Source organism: Paeniglutamicibacter selenitireducens (genome assembly GCF_051550675.1).
Lineage (GTDB): Bacteria > Actinomycetota > Actinomycetes > Actinomycetales > Micrococcaceae > Paeniglutamicibacter.
Genome location: NZ_JBPULF010000013.1, coordinates 92,830 through 109,042, shown reverse-complemented (window position 1 = coordinate 109,042; position 16,213 = coordinate 92,830). Strand labels below are relative to the sequence as shown.

The following is a 16,213-nucleotide window of genomic DNA, read 5'->3' as shown; positions in this document are numbered from 1 at the left end:
CAGACAGCTCCCGGTTCGGCGCTCATTTGATTCATAAGAATCGATCGGCGTTTCTTCCGGGGTGATGTTTATAATTTATTGTTTAGCCGTTACAATGTCAAATCGAATTCTCTGTCGATTCACTTGCAACTACTAAACGTTCATCTTTTCAACGAATCAACGTTGTAAAAACTGGCTTGTCTTTGCGGCTGGAAGCGTTTCGCTTGCCGCGGCGACTTAGAAAACAATACACACGTTTCAGTCCCCCGGCAAATCGCCGGTTGCTGCCGCCGGCGCCGGGGTGAGTCCCGGAATCATACGGGATTTCGGGACTTCACAGCCCCGAAACAGGAAGAACCGGTTCAGGTGCGTGCCGTGAATCACAGCACCAGCCCGAACCGGTTCCACAGTCGCTCCGCTGATGCGGCGCGCCGAAGCCCTAATCAGTCAACTTCAACAACAGCCAGGTTCTTCTTGCCCCGTCGCACCAAAAGGTAACGGCCATGTAGCAGTTCATCGCGGCTGACTACTGCGTCCAGCTCCGAGTACTTCACGTTGTTGACGTAGGCGCCGCCTTCGCCAACCGTTCGGCGGGCAGCCGACTTCGATTCGGAGAGACCCGAAGCCACCAAGACCGAAACGATGTCCAGCTCTTCGCCGTCGACGGTCGTGCTCTTCAGTTCGCCGGTTGCGGCGCGCAACGTCGCTTCATCCATGTCGCGCAGTTCGCCCTGCCCAAAGAGTGCCGCGGAAGCCGCAATCACCTTGTCGGTTGCCTCGACACCGTGGACCAACGAGGTCACGAGGTAGGCAAGTTCCTTCTGGGCCTTGCGGGCAAACGGGCGCTCTGCCGTTTCCTGCTCCAAGGCCTCGATCTCCGCGCGGCTCAGGAAGGTGAAGACCTTCAAGCGCGAGGCGACGTCGGCATCGGCGGTGTTGAGCCAGAACTGGTAGAAGGTGTACGGGCTACACATCTCGGCATCCAGCCAGATCGCGTTGCCCTCGGACTTGCCGAACTTGGTTCCGTCCGAGTTGGTGATCAACGGGGTTCCGTACGCGTACGCACTCTTGCCCTCGACCTTGCGGATCAGGTCCGTGCCGCTGGTGAGGTTGCCCCACTGGTCCGAACCGCCGGTCTGCAGGGTGCAGCCGTAAAGCTTGTGCAACTGCAGGTAGTCGTAGCCCTGCAGCACCTGGTAGCTGAACTCGGTGTAGCTGATGCCCTCGTCCGAGTTCAGGCGGGCCGCAACGGTCTCCTTCTTGATCATGGTGCCGACGCGGAAGTACTTGCCGACCTCGCGCAGGAAGTCGATCGCGCTCAGCGGGGCGGTCCAGTCCAGGTTGTTGACCATGCGGGCTGCGTTCTCGCCCTCGAAGGAAAGGAAGCGCGCGACCTGGGCCTGCAACTTGCCCACCCACTCGGCCACGGTTTCCTTCGTGTTCAGGACACGTTCGGCTGTCTGGCGCGGGTCCCCGATCAGGCCCGTGGACCCGCCCACCAGGCCGAGGGGCTTGTGGCCGGCCAGCTGCAGGCGGCGCATGTTCAGCAGCTGGACCAGGTTGCCCAGGTGCAGAGACGGGGCCGTGGGGTCGAAACCGCAGTAATAGGTAATGCTCTCCTCGGAGAGGACCTTCTCCAGCTCGGTCTCATCGGTGGAAACGTGGACCAGGCCACGCCACTTCAGTTCCTGCCAGATGTTTTCAAAGGACGGATCATTACTTTGTCCCGCCAGTGCGGGATTCTGCTCGTTTTCAGACACCCTACTAAATTAGCAGTCTCCGGCGATCTTTTCCCTTAGGTGTCGATCCCGGCGGGGATCGGTCCCTCGGAAAGGATGCGCAGGCGCTGGGTCGTGCGGGTCATCGCAACATACAGGTCGCCAACGCTTCCCTCGACCTCGTCTACCAGTTCCTGTGGCTCCAGGACAACGACGACGTCGAACTCCAGGCCCTTGGATTCTCGTGCCCCCAGCACCACGATGTCCTGGCTCAGGCCGCCGGAGCCGGTGCCCACGCGGCGGCCGAACTGCTCGACAACCGACGCGCGCACCGCGCGGAGCCTGGATTCGGGAACGATCACGGCCAACAGGCCGCCGTCGGCGATACCCACCTCGCCGGGCAGGACCTCGCGCAGCTTCTCCAGCAGCGTGCCCTCCGGCAACCGGTCCACGATCGGCGGCCATTCGCCCTCGCGCACGGCCTTGGGGGTGGAGATGGTCAATCCGGCGGCGTGCGCCACGCGGGTCGCGGCCTCTGCGATCTGCGTCGGGGTGCGGTAGTTGACAGTCAGCTCCTCCAGCGTGAACCGCTCGGCCACGAACGGGCGCATGGCCTGCTCCCAGCTGCTGGCACCCGACGCCGAGGAGGTCTGGGCGATGTCGCCGACCACGGTGAAGGACTTCAGCGGGCAGCGGCGCATCAGCAGGCGCCACTGCATCGGGGAGAGCTCCTGCGCCTCGTCGACCACCACGTGCCCGTAGGCCCAGTTGCGGTCGGCCATGGCGCGCTCGGCGGCGGTCTGGCGGACCTCGGTCTCCTGGTTCATGGCGGCAAGGTCCTCGGCCTCGACGAGCCCGTCGATGCCCGCGTTGAAGAGCATCTCGTTGACGTTGCGCAGCGTTGCCTCGGCGTTCTCGACATCGCGCTTCAGCTGCGCCTCGGCTCCGGCGTCCTTGTTGCCCACCGCGTGGAACTCGCCCAGCAGCTCGGCGGCCTCGTCCAGCAGCGGCACGTCGGCCTCGGTCCACGGGGAGCCCGGGGCGCGGTGCAGGGCCCGGCGCTCGGCCTCGCCCAGTTGCGGCGCCGCGGCGGCCAGCAGGTGGGGCTTCGCGAAGAGCTCCTCCAGCAGCGACTGCGGGGTCAGCGGCATCCAGCACAGGTTCAGCGCGATCCGCACGTCGCGCGATTCGCGCACCTCCTGCACCAGGTAGCTGCGGTCCACGGCGTTGCCGTTGCCCGAGGATTCCTCGAGCTTCTGCTGCAGCTGCTCGGCGAGTTCGCGCACCAGGATCTTCACGAAGATGTCGCGGGCCTCGTTGTGCGGCTTGTGGGCGGCGCGGGCCCGTTCGCGGGCGTGGCGCACCTGGCCGCGGGTCAGCGTCAGCCGGGTGCCCTCGACCACGACGCGGCGGTCCTCGGCCAGCAGCCGCTGGCGGTTGGCCACGGCCTTGGCCACGACCTTGGCCATGATCTGCTTTCCCTTGACGCGGGCCGTCTCGCGGTGGTGTTCGGGGATGGCGCGCAGCCCCGGGTACAGCTCGCCCAGCGAGGACATGACGACGCCTGTCTCACCCAGGGAGGGCAGCACGCGTTCGATGTAGCGCATGAAGGAGGTCGACGGGCCCACCAGCAGCACGCCGGCGCTCTTGAGCCGCTCGCGGTGCTCGTAGAGCAGGAAGGCCGCGCGGTGCAGCGCCACGGCGGTCTTGCCGGTGCCCGGCCCGCCCTGGACCACCAGCACGCCGGCCAGCGGCGCACGGATGATGCGGTCCTGCTCGGCCTGGATGGTGCCGACGATGTCCCCCATGCGGCCGGTGCGCTTCTGCGTCAGGGCCGCCATCAGCGCGCCCTCGCCCTGGTGGGTGTCCTCCTCGCCGAAGAGCTCGGTGTCCAGCACCTCGTCGTCGAGGCCAAGCACCGTGCGCCCGCGCAGCATCAGGTGGCGGCGGCGGCGCACGCCCTGCCGGTGCAGGGCGGTGGCCTGGTAGAAGGCGGCGGCCTCGGGGGCGCGCCAGTCCACCATCAGGCGGGTGAGCTCGTTGTCGGTCATGCCGATGCGGCCGATGTAGCGCGGGGCGCCCGGCTCCTCGCCGGCACGGTTCACGCCCTCGTCGAGGTCGAGGCGGCCGAAGACCAGCCGGTCCTCCACGGCGTTCAGCTGGGCCAGCCGGTCCTCGTAGAGCGCCGCGAAGGAGTCGCGCTCCGACACGTTCTGCAAGGTGCCCTGCGCCCCGGCCGCCCGGGTGCGGGCCAGCTGCTCCTGCTTCTCGGCGCGCAACTCATCGAGCCGGCCGTAGAGCTTGGCAACGTACTCGCGCTCCGCTTCAAGCTCCCGGTGAACGGTCGTGGACTCTGGCATTCAGCACTCCTGGTGGAACGGATTCGTGGACAGACAAGTGTACTCTCTTGCGCGGCGGCCGCGGGACGGCCGCCGCGAACCGCGGGAAGCCCGCGGTACCGCGGCGCCTAGACCAGCTGGAGGGAATGCACGGCGTGGCCCTCGAGGCGCTCGCGCCCGCCGAGGCCGTCGAGCTCGAGGACGACGCCCACGCCGACGACCTTCGCACCGGCCGTCTCCAGCAGGCGCACCGCGGAGCCGACGGTGCCGCCGGTGGCCAGCACGTCGTCGAGGATCAGCACGCGGGTGCCCGGTGCCACGTCGTCGCGGTGGATCTCCAGGACGCCGCTGCCGTACTCCAGGGTGTACTCGTCGCGGAAGACCTCGCGCGGCAGCTTTCCGGCCTTGCGCACCGTGATCATCCCGGTCCCCGTGGCGTAGGCGCCTGCGGCGGCCAGCACGAAGCCGCGGGCCTCGAGCCCCGCGATGACGTCGAACTGCCCGCGGAAGGGCTCGATCACCGCCTCCACGATGCGGCGCAGCCCCTGCGGGTCCGCGAAGACCGGGGTGAGGTCCTTGAAGGAGATGCCCGCGGAGGGGTAGTCGGGAACGATCTCGCTCAGTCGGTCAAGCATGTCGGCGATGGTTTCAGGCTCTGGATTCACCCGTACAGTCTAGTGCCGTTTGGGCCGGGCGCCGACGCGGCGCCGCCCGGCGGTACGGGGAGACGCTGGGTTCCCCCGGCAGCCAGTACCTGTACGGGTAGGCCTCCGTGCCCCCGGCGCCCGAGACACCGGTGCGCGGTCCGCTGGCATGGGCCGGCGCGATGGTGGCGAGGTTCACGAGCCCGAGGGTCGGCCCGGGGCCGCGCGCGGTGCCCCGCAGGTAGCCCGCGCCGTTCTCGCGCAGGTTCAGCCCCAGCCCCTGGGCCAGGCGCGCCGGTCCGGAAAGCAGCAGGTGCGCCGGGGCGCCGGACGTGCCGGGTTTGCCGCGCCGGGCGCGAACCGTGTCCTCCCCCTCGAGCACTTCCGCCGCCCGCAGCAGCACCGCCGAGGCGGTGCCCTCCGGCCCGCAGACGACGTTGGCGCAGTGGTGCATGCCGTAGGTGAAGTAGACGTAGGCGGTGCCCGGCGGTCCGAAGAGCGCAGCGTTGCGCTTGGTCATGCCCCGGTAGGCGTGCGACCCGGGGTCGTCGGAGCCGTTGTAGGCCTCCACCTCGGTGAGCCTGGCACGCACCAGGTGCCCGTCGATGAACGTGGAGACCTCGGCGCCGAGCAGGTGCGGGGCCAGCAACGTGGAGGGCAGCCGCAGCAGTGCCTCCCACTCCCCCGGGCCGCTGCCCGCCGCCTTGCCGTTCATCTGGCCGTTCACGCTGCCCGGAGCGTGCCCCGGGTCCTTCCGCGGCACCCGTCCACCGGGCTTCCCGCTAGCTCCGGGCCTTGGGCTTGACGATCCACGGCTCGAGCTCCGGCAGCGCGGCGCCGTCGGCACCGGCGGTGGCCTGGACGGGGCCCAGCGGCTCGCGGCCGGCCAGCCAGGCGGCCAGGTCGAATGCCGTGCCACTGAGCACCGTGGCGTGCTCGCCGGTACCCAGCACGATGCGCTGGGCACCGTGCGGCTGCAGGATGTAGCGGCGGGATTCGGGAACGCGGCCCTCGAGCGCCTCGAAGAGGTGGGCGCAGAATTCGGGTTCCCAGTCGGCGACCGAGCGGGCCAGGCCCAGGTCCGAGGTGTGGATGACCAGCTCGCGCCACACGGCATGGGCGAGGTCTTCGACGCCGCCGCCGTCCTGGAAGCCCGTCGGCAGGGCCCAGTCCCCCGCTCCGATGCCGCGGATGCCGGCCTCCAGCGCGTCGAGGGACCCCGCGACACGTTCCAGCAGCGCGTCGTGGCGCATCAGGGCTGTCAGTTCGATGGCCTCGTTGCGCCCGGCAACCCCGCCGTCGTACATGGCCAAGGGTTCCCGGGACCCGGCGGTTTCCAGCTGGCGCACGGCGGCGCGGCTGAACCCGTCGATGTGGGCCAGCAGGTGGGCGCGGTTCCAGCCGGGCAGGACGCTTGGTGCTGCGGACGCCGCGGCGTCCACGGTGGAGAGCGTGGTGCGCAGCGTCGAAAGTGCGGCAAGGATCCGGGCGCTCAGGTCCCGGTGCGAAAGCTCAGTCATGCCGATCAGCATAGCCGCAGCGGCGGGGTGAAATCACGGAAGGCGGGGCCCGGATGGACCGGTCCCCGCCTTCCGCACGCCGTGCCTGCCGGCGTCTAGCCCGCGAACCCGCGAACCGGCACGAGCGCGGCCTTGAGCGCCTCGAGCTGGGCGGCGACGGCCGACGGGGCGGTGCCGCCCTGGGCCGAGCGGGAGTTCAGCGACCCCTCGGTGGAGAGCACCGAGCGGACCTCCGGGGTGAGGTGCACGGAGATGCCGGCGTAGTCCTCGTCGGTGAGGTCCCACAGTTCCACATCCCGGGACTCGGCGAGCTTCACCGCGGCGCCGGAGAGCTCGTGGGCCTCGCGGAACGGCACGCCCTGGCGGACCAGCCATTCGGCGATGTCCGTGGCCAGCGCGAAGCCCAGCGGCGCGAGCTCGGCAAGGCGCGGGGTGTTGAACTTCAGGGTGGCGATCATGCCGGAGACCGCCGGCAGCAGCAGTTCCAGGGTGTCGGTGGCGTCGAAGACCGGCTCCTTGTCCTCCTGCAAGTCCCGGTTGTAGGCCAGCGGCAGGGCCTTGAGCGTGGCCAGCAGGCCCGTCAGGTTGCCGATCAGGCGCCCGGCCTTGCCGCGGGCCAGTTCGGCGACGTCGGGGTTCTTCTTCTGCGGCATGATCGAGGAGCCGGTGGAGAAGGCGTCGTCCAGGGTGACGAAGGAGAATTCCTTGGTGGCCCACAGGATGATTTCCTCCGACACGCGGGAGAGGTCCACGCCGATCATGGCGGCGATCCACGCGTATTCGGCGAAGACGTCGCGGGCGGCGGTGCCGTCGATCGAGTTCCAGGCCGCGGAGTCGAAGCCCAGGTCCGCGGCCACCGCGTTGGGGTCCAGGCCCAGCGAGGAACCGGCGAGCGCGCCGGAACCGTACGGGGAGACCGCGGCGCGGGCGTCCCAGTCGGCGAGGCGCTGGAGGTCGCGCAGCAGCGGCCAGGCGTGGGCCAGCAGGTGGTGCGAGAGCAGGATCGGCTGGGCGTGCTGCAGGTGCGTGCGCCCGGGCATGGCGGCGTTGGGGTGGGCCTCGGCCTGCTCGACGAGCGCGTCGATGGTTGCCAGCACGCCGCGGGCGATGATGCGGGCGTGGTCGCGCAGGAACATGCGCCCCAGGGTCGCGATCTGGTCGTTGCGCGAGCGTCCGGCACGCAGCTTGCCGCCCAGCGCGGTCCCGGCGCGCTCGATCAATCCGCGCTCCAGGGAGCCGTGGACGTCCTCGTCGGCCTCGGAGGCCACGTAGGCGCCGGAAACGACGTCCGCCTCGAGGGAGTCAAGCGCCGCGATCATTCCCGCGAGCTCCCCGGCGTCGAGAAGGCCCGCGGTGTGCAGCACGCGGGCGTGGGCGCGGGATCCGGCGATGTCGTAGCGGGCCAGGCGCCAGTCGAAATGGGTCGACTTGCTCAGTGCAGCAAGCGCGTCGGCCGGTCCGCCGGCAAAACGCCCGCCCCAGAGTGCGCCTTCGTTGGTTGACGATCCCATATCTTGTCCTTCCGAGCACCCCCGGGTGCCGGTTCGCTAGCTGTCCAAAACCACTGTCCATCCTAGTCCAGCGCGTGTGAGCCAGATCTAGTTTGAAGCATTTTCCTAATACTTATGCATCAGTCTACATAAATATTCAAGCTCGTGCGTACGCGGCGATTGCGGGGGCGCATGCCGGTACGCTGTCCACATGACCGAAACGAACGCCGACGGTGCCGTCATCGAGGAACACGCCAAGGCATGAAACAACACACACGTCTGCTGGCTGCCCTGGCGATGGGCAGCGCGGCCGCCCTGTGCCTTGCCTCCTGCACATACCTGGGGGTCGAGGGTTCGCCGGCGCACTCCTCCCCCGCCACGGCGCCATCCGCGGCCGCCGGCCCCGCAGCTCCGGGGCTGGAGTCCGCCGGCAAGGACCTGCTGGCCGATGCAATCGATGCCCTGCTGGCGGCCGAGAAGGTCACGGTGTCGGCCCGGGGCACCATGGACGGCGTGCCCTTCAGCTACGAGGCCTCCGGCGACTACGACCTGCTCGGGACACAGCACTTCGAAATGCGCGACGGCAGGGGCCACGTCGAATGGCTCGCCGCCGAGGCCGGAAATGCCTACTACGTGAAAGCCAACAAGTGGCACGGCGACATGATCGAACCCACCGACCACCTCGACTACCTCGACGCCCTGCGGGAGGACCGCTGGCTGAAGCTGCCCGGCTCCGAGGTCGCCTCGATGGTCCTGGTCTCCGACGAGATCGACGACCTCTCCGATTTCCTTGAGGACTCCTCCTTCAACGAGCAGATGAAGTACCAGGGACTCCTCGAGCTGGATGGCGTTCCCGCCCACAGATTCAGCTCCCCGGAGGCTACGCTGTGGCTCAGCGACGACCCGTCACCGTTGCCCCTGAGCCTGGAAACCGTCGGCTACGAGCCATACACCCGCATGACAAGCACCTACACGGGCTGGAACGAGGCCGTCCACCACGAGATGCCGGCCGAGGGCGACTACGCAACGGTTTCCGAATTCACCTCCCGCACGGCCTAACCGGACCCGGCCGCACGCGCTCGCCGCGGGCGGCCGTGCCGTCATGAACTGTGAAATGGCTGGGGAACTGGCGACGGCCGTTGACCTCGGGCGTATGGTGTTGCTTATCAGGAGATTTCGACCACTGACAGGAGCACCGAAATGCAAATCGACATCGTGCAGGGCGACATCACGACTCTCAAGGTTGATGCCATCGTCAATGCTGCGAACACCTCGCTTCTGGGCGGCGGCGGCGTTGACGGTGCGATCCATGCTGCGGCCGGCCCCGAGCTCCTGGCGGAGTGCCGCAAGCTCCGGGCGACGACGTATCCCGACGGGCTTCCCTCCGGGTTGGCGGTGGCCACGGGCGCCGGCAACCTGCCCGCACGGTGGGTCATACACACCCCGGGCCCCAACCGGCACGTCGGGCAGACCAGCACCCGCGTGCTGGCCGACTGCTTCACCAACAGCCTGTACGCCGCGTCCCGCCGGGGAGCCACGAGCATCGCGTTCCCGGCCATCGGGGCGGGCGCCTACGGGTGGGACCCGGAGGACGTCGCGTCGGTCGCCGCGGGGGCCATCAAGAGCTGGTTCGAGACCTACAAGCATGTGACCTCGATCCACCGCGTGGTCCTTGTCGCCTACAACACCGATGTCGAGGCCGCCTTCCACCGGGCGTTCGACATCCCGCGCACGGAAAGCGAGCTGGTCCACGACCACTGACCGTTCACGGCCCAAAGCACCCACGGCGTTGTTCCCCACCATCCGCGGGGAACAACGCCGTGGTTCGTGCCGCCGGGTCCGTGCCGTGCACGTCGGTGCGTACCGGCCCCGTTGCACGCAGGTCGCGGGCGCCGGAGGACCCTCGGGGTCCCCTTGTTGCTTCAGTTGCTACTTCCCTTGCAGGTGCCGGGCGGCGGCCTGCATCTCGACCTGCCAGCCGAGCGTCCTGGCGGAAATCATGCGGGTGTGTTCCTCCGGATCGAACCCGGCAAAACCGCTTTCCATGACCCGCAGGCGGACACCTCCGGAATTGATGCGCTCCACCCAGAACTCGATCAGCGTGTTGGGCACCGGGTCGTCCCAGTCGTCTCCCCCCAAGGAGCGAAAGGCCGCGTACCGTGGCGGGTCCAGGGTGACCGTCTCGAATTCGAAGCGCCCGTAGATCGCGTCGTGCACGACCGAGAACGCCCCGTTCCTCTCGATCCGGTGCTTGCCGATTTCCCCGCCGTTGATGAACCATCCGGGCTCCCGGATCAGGTCCCACACCGCCGGGGCTCCTGCCTCGATGTCTGCGGATGCCTCAATCGCATCCTGGATTCGTACTTCCACGAGTTCACCCCTCAAAGAACCAACCCCCTGTGCAACTCGATAGTGGCACCTGGGGCGGCTCTTCTCAAGGTTTGTTCGCGACCAACCACCCGGTCGGCCGCGCCGGCCCCCGCTACTGCGGATCCGCGAGCGCCAGGAACCGCGCGGCGACCTCGGCCCCGCCGTCCACGTCCCGGGTCACCAGCATGACGGTGTCGTCGCCCGCAATGCACCCCAGGATCTGGGGCATCGTCGAATGGTCGATCGACAGCGCCAGGAAGTTCGCGGCGCCCGGCGGGGTGCGCAGGACCACGATGTTTCCCGAGGCCTCCGCTGTGACAAGGAGTTCGGCGCACTGCTTGGCCAGCTTGGCGTCATGCACCTCCTGGCTGACGCCGGCGCGCGGGCTGCGGTCCCCGCCTTCCTGGCGCATGGCGTAAACGAGCCCGCCGTCCGCACCGCGCACCCGCACGGCTCCGAGTTCGACGAGGTCGCGGGACAGGGTTGCCTGGGTGACAGCCATGCCCTCGGCCGCGAGCAGCGCCACGAGCTCTGCCTGCGAGCGGACGGTGCTGGTGGAGAGGATGGAGCTCACCCGCGCCTGGCGGGCGATCTTGGTGGTCGGCTGGAAGGATGCGCTCGAGTTCATCGGGTCCCGCCCACCCCTGGGACCTCGACCAGGTTGGACTTGGCCATCAGCCAGGCCATGACGGCCTTCTGCGCGTGCACGCGGTTCTCTGCCTCGTCGAAGACGACGGACTGCGGGCCGTCGATGACCTCGGCGGCGATCTCGTAGCCGCGGTAGGCCGGCAGGCAGTGCAGCACGATGGCGTCCTCGGCGGCCTGCGCCATGGCCGCGGCGTCCACCGCGTAGTCGCGGAAGAGTTCCATGCGCTGCGCCTTCTCGTCCTCCTGGCCCATGGACACCCAGGTGTCGGTGGCCACCACGTCGGCGCCGGCCAGTGCTGCCGCGGCGTCCGTGGTCACGAGCACCGAGCCACCGGTCTCCGCGGCGCGGGCCTCGGCCGCGGCGATGATCCCGGCGGAAGGCAGGTAGCCCTCGGGGCCGGCGATGCGCACGTGCATGCCGGCGGTGACACCGGCCAGCAGGTAGGAGTTGGCCATGTTGTTGGCCGAATCCCCGAGGTAGGCCATGGACAGCCCGGCCAGCGTACCCTTGTGCTCGCGGACAGTGAGCAGGTCCGCCAGCAGCTGGCACGGGTGGTAGTCGTCCGAAAGCGCGTTGATGACCGGGACGCTGGAGTTCTCCGCCATTTCCTCCAGGCCGGCCTGGGCGTAGGTGCGCCACACGATGGTGGAGACCATGCGCTCGAGGACCTTGGCCGAGTCGGAGATCGATTCCTTGTGGCCCAACTGGGACTCGGCCGAGTTGATGATCAGCGGGGAGCCGCCGAGCTCGGCGATGCCGGCGGCGAAGGAGACGCGGGTGCGCGTGGAGGTCTTGTCGAAGAACACGGCAACGGTCTGCGGGCCGGCGTAGGGCTTGTAGCCGTACTTGTCCTTCTTCATGGCCACGGCCAGGTCGAGGACCTCGGCTTGCTCGGCCTGCGTCAGGTCGAGGTCTGTCAGGAAGTGGCGAACGGTGGTGGTCATGGTCTTACTCCTGGGTGCTGGAAACGGCAGCGGCGTAGAGCGCCGGCAGGGCCGCGACGAAGGTGTCGAGTTGTTCGGTGGTGACGATCAGCGGCGGGGCCAGGCGCAGGGTGTGCGGCCCCGGGGCATTGATGATGAACCCGGCATCGAGCGCGGCCTTGACGACTCCCGGGGCGACGTCCGCCGCGAGGTCCAGGCCGATCAGCAGGCCGCGGCCGCGGACTTCCGTGACGAAGTCGAGTGCGGCGAGCTTGCCGCGCACCTCCTCGCCCACCGCTGTCGCGTGCGCCAGGAGGTCTTGGGACTCGATGACGTGCAACGTGGCCAGGGCCGCGGCGGTGGCCACGGGGTTCCCGCCGAACGTGGTGCCGTGCTGCCCGGGGGTGAGCAGCACGGTGTTCGCCTCGCCGAAGACGACCATGGCGCCGATCGGGAAGCCGCCACCCAGGCCCTTGGCCAGGGTCATGGCGTCGGGCAGCACTCCGGCGGATGCGAACCAGGCACCGGTGCGCCCGATCCCGGTCTGCACCTCGTCGAAGATGAGCAGTGCGCCGGCCTCGGCGGTGATGTCGCGCGCGGCCCGCAGGTACTCCGCACCCAGGTCGATGACCCCGGCCTCGCCCTGGACCGGCTCGATGAACACGGCGGCCGTTGAGTCATCGACGGCCGCGCGCAGCGCCTCGATGTCCCCTGCCGGGACCCACTGGACGCCGCCGGGCAGCGGCTCGAAGGGTTCGCGGTAGGCGGCCTTCCAGGTCAGTGCGAGTGCGCCCATGCTGCGCCCGTGGAAGCCATGTTCCAGGGCGACGATCTTGGTGCGTGGGGCTTCGGGCGTGCCGGCGTTGCGGCGGGCCAGCTTGAAGGCCGCCTCGTTGGCCTCGGTGCCCGAGTTGCTGAAGAAGACCTTGGAGCCGGCCGGGGCGTCGGCGAGCTGCAGCAGCTTCTCCGCCAGCGCGATCTGCGTGGGGCTGGTGAAGAAGTTGGAGATGTGCCCCAGGGTGGCCAGCTGCGAGGAGATCACCGAGGTGAGCAGCGGGTGGGCGTGGCCCAGCGCGTTGACGGCGATCCCGGCGAGCAGGTCCAGGTACTCCTTGCCGTCGGCGTCCCAGACCAGGCAGCCGGCCCCGCGCACCAGTACCTGCGCCGGGGTCCCGAAGACCCCCAGCAGCGAGGTGTTGTAGCGGTCCAGCAGCTCGCTGCCGGCCAGGGTGTTCAGGTCGCCGACTTCCTCGGCCATGATCTCGTTCATGCTGCGTCCTTGGGGATGACTTGGGTGCCGACGCCGGCGGAGGTGAAGACCTCCAGCAGCATCGAGTGCGGTTGGCGGCCGTCGACGATGTGGGCGCGTTCCACGCCCTCGTCCACTGCCTTGAGGCAGGCGGCCATCTTCGGGATCATTCCGGATTCCAGGCTCGGGAGCAGCGCGCGCAGCTCCTCGGTGTCCAGGGAGGTGATCAGCGAGGACTTGTCTGGCCAGGCGGCGTAGAGGCCCTCGACGTCGGTGAGGATGACCATCTTGGAGGCCCCCAGCGCGCTGGCCAGGGCCGCCGCGGCGGTGTCCGCGTTGACGTTGAGCACCTGGCCGGTGGGCTCGTCGCGGTCGTCGACCTCCGGGGCCACCGTGGAGACCACGGGGATCTTGCCGGCGGCCAGCAGGTCCAGGATCTGGTCCGGCTTCACGCCGGTGACCTCCCCGACAAGGCCCAGGTCCACGTGCTTGCCGTCGACGTAGGTCCCGGTGCGCATGGCGCGCAGCAGGGCGCCGTCCTCTCCGGAAAGGCCCACGGCGTAGGGTCCGTGCGAGTTGATCAGGCCGATGAGTTCGCGCTGCACCTGGCCGGTGAGCACCATGCGGACCACGTCCATGGTTTCCGGGGTGGTCACCCGCAACCCGCCCTTGAACTCGGATTCGATGCCCAGCCGGGTGAGCATGGCGTTGATCTGCGGGCCGCCGCCGTGCACCACCACGGGGTTGATGCCCACGTGGCGCAGGAAGACGATGTCCTCGGCGAAGGCGCGGCGCAGGTCCTCGTTGATCATGGCGTTGCCGCCGTACTTGATGACCATGGTGGTCCCGGCGAAGCGCTGGATCCAGGGCAGCGCCTCGATCAGGGCCTCGGCCTTGCGTTGCGCCACGTCCATGGCGGCGCGCTGGTTGTCACTCATCTGGGGGGTCCTCACTGGGGCGTTGGGGCGGGCTGGCCGCACCGGGGACGGCTAGCTGCTGTAGGCCGAGTTCTCGTGGACGTACTCGTGGGTCAGGTCGTTGGTCCAGAGGCTGGCCTCGGCGGTGCCGGCGTTCAGGTCGATCTCCACGAGCACCTCGCGGCCCGTGAGGTCCACCAGGTTGCGGTCATCGCCCACGCCGCCGTTGCGGCAGACCTGGACGCCGTTGATGGCGACGTTCAACTCGTCGGCCTCGAAGGCGGCCTTCGTGGTGCCCACCGCGGAGAGCACGCGCCCCCAGTTGGGGTCCTGGCCGAAGATCGCTGTCTTGAAGAGGTTCGAGCGCGAGACGGTGCGCGAGACCTCGACGGCGTCGTCCTCGCTTGCCGCGTTGAAGGTGCGGATGGTGATGTTGTGGGCGGCGCCCTCGGCATCCCCGATCAGCTGCTTGGCCAGGTCAACGCAGAGTCCGGTCAGCCCGGCGGAGAACTCGGCAAGGTCCGGGACGGTGCCCGAGGCGCCCGAGGACATGAGGATCACCGTGTCGTTGGTGGACATGCAGCCGTCGGAGTCGGCGCGGTCGAAGCTGACCCGGGTCGCCTCGCGCAGGGCGGCGTCCAGCTGTGCTGGGTCCAGCACGGCGTCGGTGGTGATGACCACGAGCATCGTGGCCAGGCCCGGGGCGAGCATTCCGGCGCCCTTGGCCATGCCGCCGATGGTGTAGCCGTTGCCCGCGAAGCCGGCCTGCTTGTTCACGGTGTCGGTGGTCATGATGGCGGTGGCCGCCGCCGCTCCGCCGTCGAACTCGTTGCCGGTGCCCAGTGCCGCTGCCGCGGCGTCGACTCCGGGAAGGATCTTGTTCATCGGCAGCTGCTCGCCGATCAGGCCGGTGGAGCACACCAGCACGTCGCCGCTGGAGACGCCGAGCACGCCCGCGGCGTGCTCCGCAGTGGCGTGGGTGTTGGCGAAGCCCTCGGGACCGGTGCAGGCGTTCGCGCCACCTGAGTTCAGGACCACGGCGTCGGCGCGGCCGTCGGTGATGGCCTGGCGCGACCAGTGCACGGGGGCGGCAGCCACCCTGTTGGAGGTGAAGACCGCTGCCGCGTTGAAGTCCGGCCCGAGGTTCCTGACGATCGCCAGGTCGGGGTTGCCAGAGGCCTTCAGTCCCGCGGTGACCCCGGAGGCGGCGAAGCCGGCCGGTGCGGTGATTCCCAGGGGTGCGTTGTTCACGGTGCTACTCCTTCAAGACCCAGTCCTGCGGTTTCGTTCAGGCCAAGTGCGATGTTCATGGATTGGACGGCACCGCCGGCGGTGCCCTTGGTGAGGTTGTCGATGACCGCCGAGACGATCACGCGGTTGGCGTGCGGGTCGAAGGCGAGCTGGATCTGCGCGTGGTTCGAGCCGATGACCGAGGAGGTCGCCGGCCACTGGCCCTCGGGCAGCACGTGCACAAACGGCTCGTCGCGGTAGGCCGCTTCCCAGGCGGCGCGCAGGGTGGCCTCGTCGACGCCGGGCTTCACCTTGGCGGTGGCGGTGGTCAGGATGCCGCGTGGCATGGGGGCAAGGGTGGGTGTGAAGGACACGGTGACCGGGACGCCAGCGGCCCGGGACAGGCCCTGTTCCATTTCCGGGGTGTGCCGGTGGGACCCGCCGACGCCGTAGGGGTTCATCGAGCCCATGACCTCGGAGCCGATGAGGTTGACCTTGGGGCTCTTGCCGGCCCCGGAGGTTCCGGAGGCGGAGACGATTACGACGTCGTCAGGTTCCAGCAGGTTCGCGGCGAAGCCGGGGACCAGGGCCAGCTGGACGGAGGTCGGGTAGCAGCCCGGGACGGCGATCCGCTTGGCCCCGACAAGCTTGGCGCGGGCGCCGGGAAGCTCGGGCAGTCCGTAGGGCCAGGTCCCGGCGTGGGCGGAACCGTAGAACTTCTCCCAGGCCTCCGGGGATTCCAGGCGGTGGTCGGCACCGGCGTCGATGACCAGGGTGTCGGCCGGAAGCTGCGCGGCAATTTCGGCGCTTGCACCGTGCGGCAGGGCCAGGAAGACCACGTCGTGTCCGCTGAGTTGCTCGACGGTGGTTTCAACAAGCACGCGGTTCGCGAGCGTGTGCAGGTGCGGGGCGAGTTCCCCCAGCCGCTGGCCCGCGTTGGAGTGCGCGGTGATCGCGCCGATGGTCACGTCGGGGTGGTTGGAAAGCAGGCGCAGGACCTCGCCGCCCGCATACCCGCTGGCTCCGGATACAGCTACTGAAATCGTCATGGTGAAACCCTACTACGAATTTATGCACGATAGCTAATAATTATTCACAGTGTGGAGGCCGGGCGTCATCCTGCTTCAAGCCGTGGGGAACGTCAGGGCCAAGCCTATAGGGTGGCACCAAGACATCCCGTCACCC

At 68.8% G+C, this 16,213-nt stretch carries 15 protein-coding genes; 2 read left to right on the top strand and 13 right to left on the bottom strand.

Going from position 1 to position 16,213, the window contains the following annotated elements:
* Positions 1–422 precede the first annotated feature (422 nt).
* From tyrS to argH, 6 genes are all read right to left on the bottom strand, one after another.
* Positions 423–1,739: a tyrosine--tRNA ligase gene (gene tyrS, locus ACSYDW_RS18155; protein ID WP_438340137.1), complete on the bottom strand. Its 1,317-nt coding sequence runs from the start codon at positions 1,737–1,739 to the stop codon at positions 423–425.
* 35 nt (positions 1,740–1,774) lie between these two features.
* Positions 1,775–4,057, bottom strand: coding sequence for a HelD family protein (locus ACSYDW_RS18150; protein WP_438340136.1), 2,283 nt, complete (start codon positions 4,055–4,057; stop codon positions 1,775–1,777).
* 107 nt (positions 4,058–4,164) lie between these two features.
* Entirely contained in the window at positions 4,165–4,671 is a 507-nt protein-coding gene (locus ACSYDW_RS18145) for an adenine phosphoribosyltransferase (protein ID WP_438340141.1), read from the bottom strand.
* 13 nt (positions 4,672–4,684) lie between these two features.
* Positions 4,685–5,407 carry a DNA-3-methyladenine glycosylase gene (locus ACSYDW_RS18140; RefSeq protein WP_438340135.1) on the bottom strand — a complete coding sequence of 241 codons (723 nt, stop codon included), beginning with the start codon at positions 5,405–5,407 and terminating at the stop codon, positions 4,685–4,687.
* Between the two features lie 55 nt (positions 5,408–5,462).
* Positions 5,463–6,200 (bottom strand): maleylpyruvate isomerase family mycothiol-dependent enzyme, encoded by a 738-nt coding sequence (locus ACSYDW_RS18135; RefSeq protein WP_438340134.1) that lies wholly within the window; start codon positions 6,198–6,200, stop codon positions 5,463–5,465.
* A gap of 95 nt (positions 6,201–6,295) precedes the next feature.
* Positions 6,296–7,711 (bottom strand): argininosuccinate lyase, encoded by a 1,416-nt coding sequence (gene argH / locus ACSYDW_RS18130; RefSeq protein WP_438340133.1) that lies wholly within the window; start codon positions 7,709–7,711, stop codon positions 6,296–6,298.
* 240 nt (positions 7,712–7,951) lie between these two features.
* Here argH and ACSYDW_RS18125 point away from each other — a divergent pair, with 240 nt between their 5' ends.
* Both ACSYDW_RS18125 and ACSYDW_RS18120 read left to right on the top strand, forming a co-directional pair.
* Positions 7,952–8,749 carry a hypothetical protein gene (locus tag ACSYDW_RS18125; RefSeq protein WP_438340132.1) on the top strand — a complete coding sequence of 266 codons (798 nt, stop codon included), beginning with the start codon at positions 7,952–7,954 and terminating at the stop codon, positions 8,747–8,749.
* 141 nt (positions 8,750–8,890) lie between these two features.
* Entirely contained in the window at positions 8,891–9,451 is a 561-nt protein-coding gene (locus ACSYDW_RS18120; protein ID WP_438340131.1) for an O-acetyl-ADP-ribose deacetylase, read from the top strand.
* Positions 9,452–9,619: 168 nt separating this feature from the next.
* Here ACSYDW_RS18120 and ACSYDW_RS18115 read toward each other — a convergent pair whose 3' ends face one another.
* The 7 genes from ACSYDW_RS18115 to argC all read right to left on the bottom strand — a co-directional run bounded on the left by ACSYDW_RS18115 (position 9,620) and on the right by argC (position 16,077).
* On the bottom strand, positions 9,620–10,060 hold the full coding sequence (locus tag ACSYDW_RS18115; RefSeq protein WP_438340130.1) for an SRPBCC family protein: 441 nt from the start codon (positions 10,058–10,060) through the stop codon (positions 9,620–9,622).
* 112 nt (positions 10,061–10,172) lie between these two features.
* On the bottom strand, positions 10,173–10,688 hold the full coding sequence (locus ACSYDW_RS18110) for an arginine repressor (protein ID WP_438340129.1): 516 nt from the start codon (positions 10,686–10,688) through the stop codon (positions 10,173–10,175).
* Positions 10,685–11,653: an ornithine carbamoyltransferase gene (argF, locus tag ACSYDW_RS18105; protein WP_438340128.1), complete on the bottom strand. Its 969-nt coding sequence runs from the start codon at positions 11,651–11,653 to the stop codon at positions 10,685–10,687. Before argF ends, ACSYDW_RS18110 begins: the two co-directional genes overlap by 4 nt.
* Positions 11,654–11,657: 4 nt before the next feature.
* A complete protein-coding gene (locus tag ACSYDW_RS18100) occupies positions 11,658–12,902 on the bottom strand; it encodes an acetylornithine transaminase (protein WP_438340127.1) in 1,245 nt (414 codons plus the stop codon).
* Positions 12,899–13,819: an acetylglutamate kinase gene (argB, locus tag ACSYDW_RS18095; RefSeq protein ID WP_438340126.1), complete on the bottom strand. Its 921-nt coding sequence runs from the start codon at positions 13,817–13,819 to the stop codon at positions 12,899–12,901. The genes ACSYDW_RS18100 and argB overlap by 4 nt, the downstream gene beginning before the upstream one ends.
* A gap of 51 nt (positions 13,820–13,870) precedes the next feature.
* On the bottom strand, positions 13,871–15,034 hold the full coding sequence (argJ, locus tag ACSYDW_RS18090) for a bifunctional glutamate N-acetyltransferase/amino-acid acetyltransferase ArgJ (RefSeq protein ID WP_438340140.1): 1,164 nt from the start codon (positions 15,032–15,034) through the stop codon (positions 13,871–13,873).
* 11 nt (positions 15,035–15,045) lie between these two features.
* Positions 15,046–16,077, bottom strand: a complete 1,032-nt coding sequence (gene argC / locus ACSYDW_RS18085; protein ID WP_438340125.1) for an N-acetyl-gamma-glutamyl-phosphate reductase — start codon at positions 16,075–16,077, stop codon at positions 15,046–15,048.
* Positions 16,078–16,213: the final 136 nt, after the last annotated feature.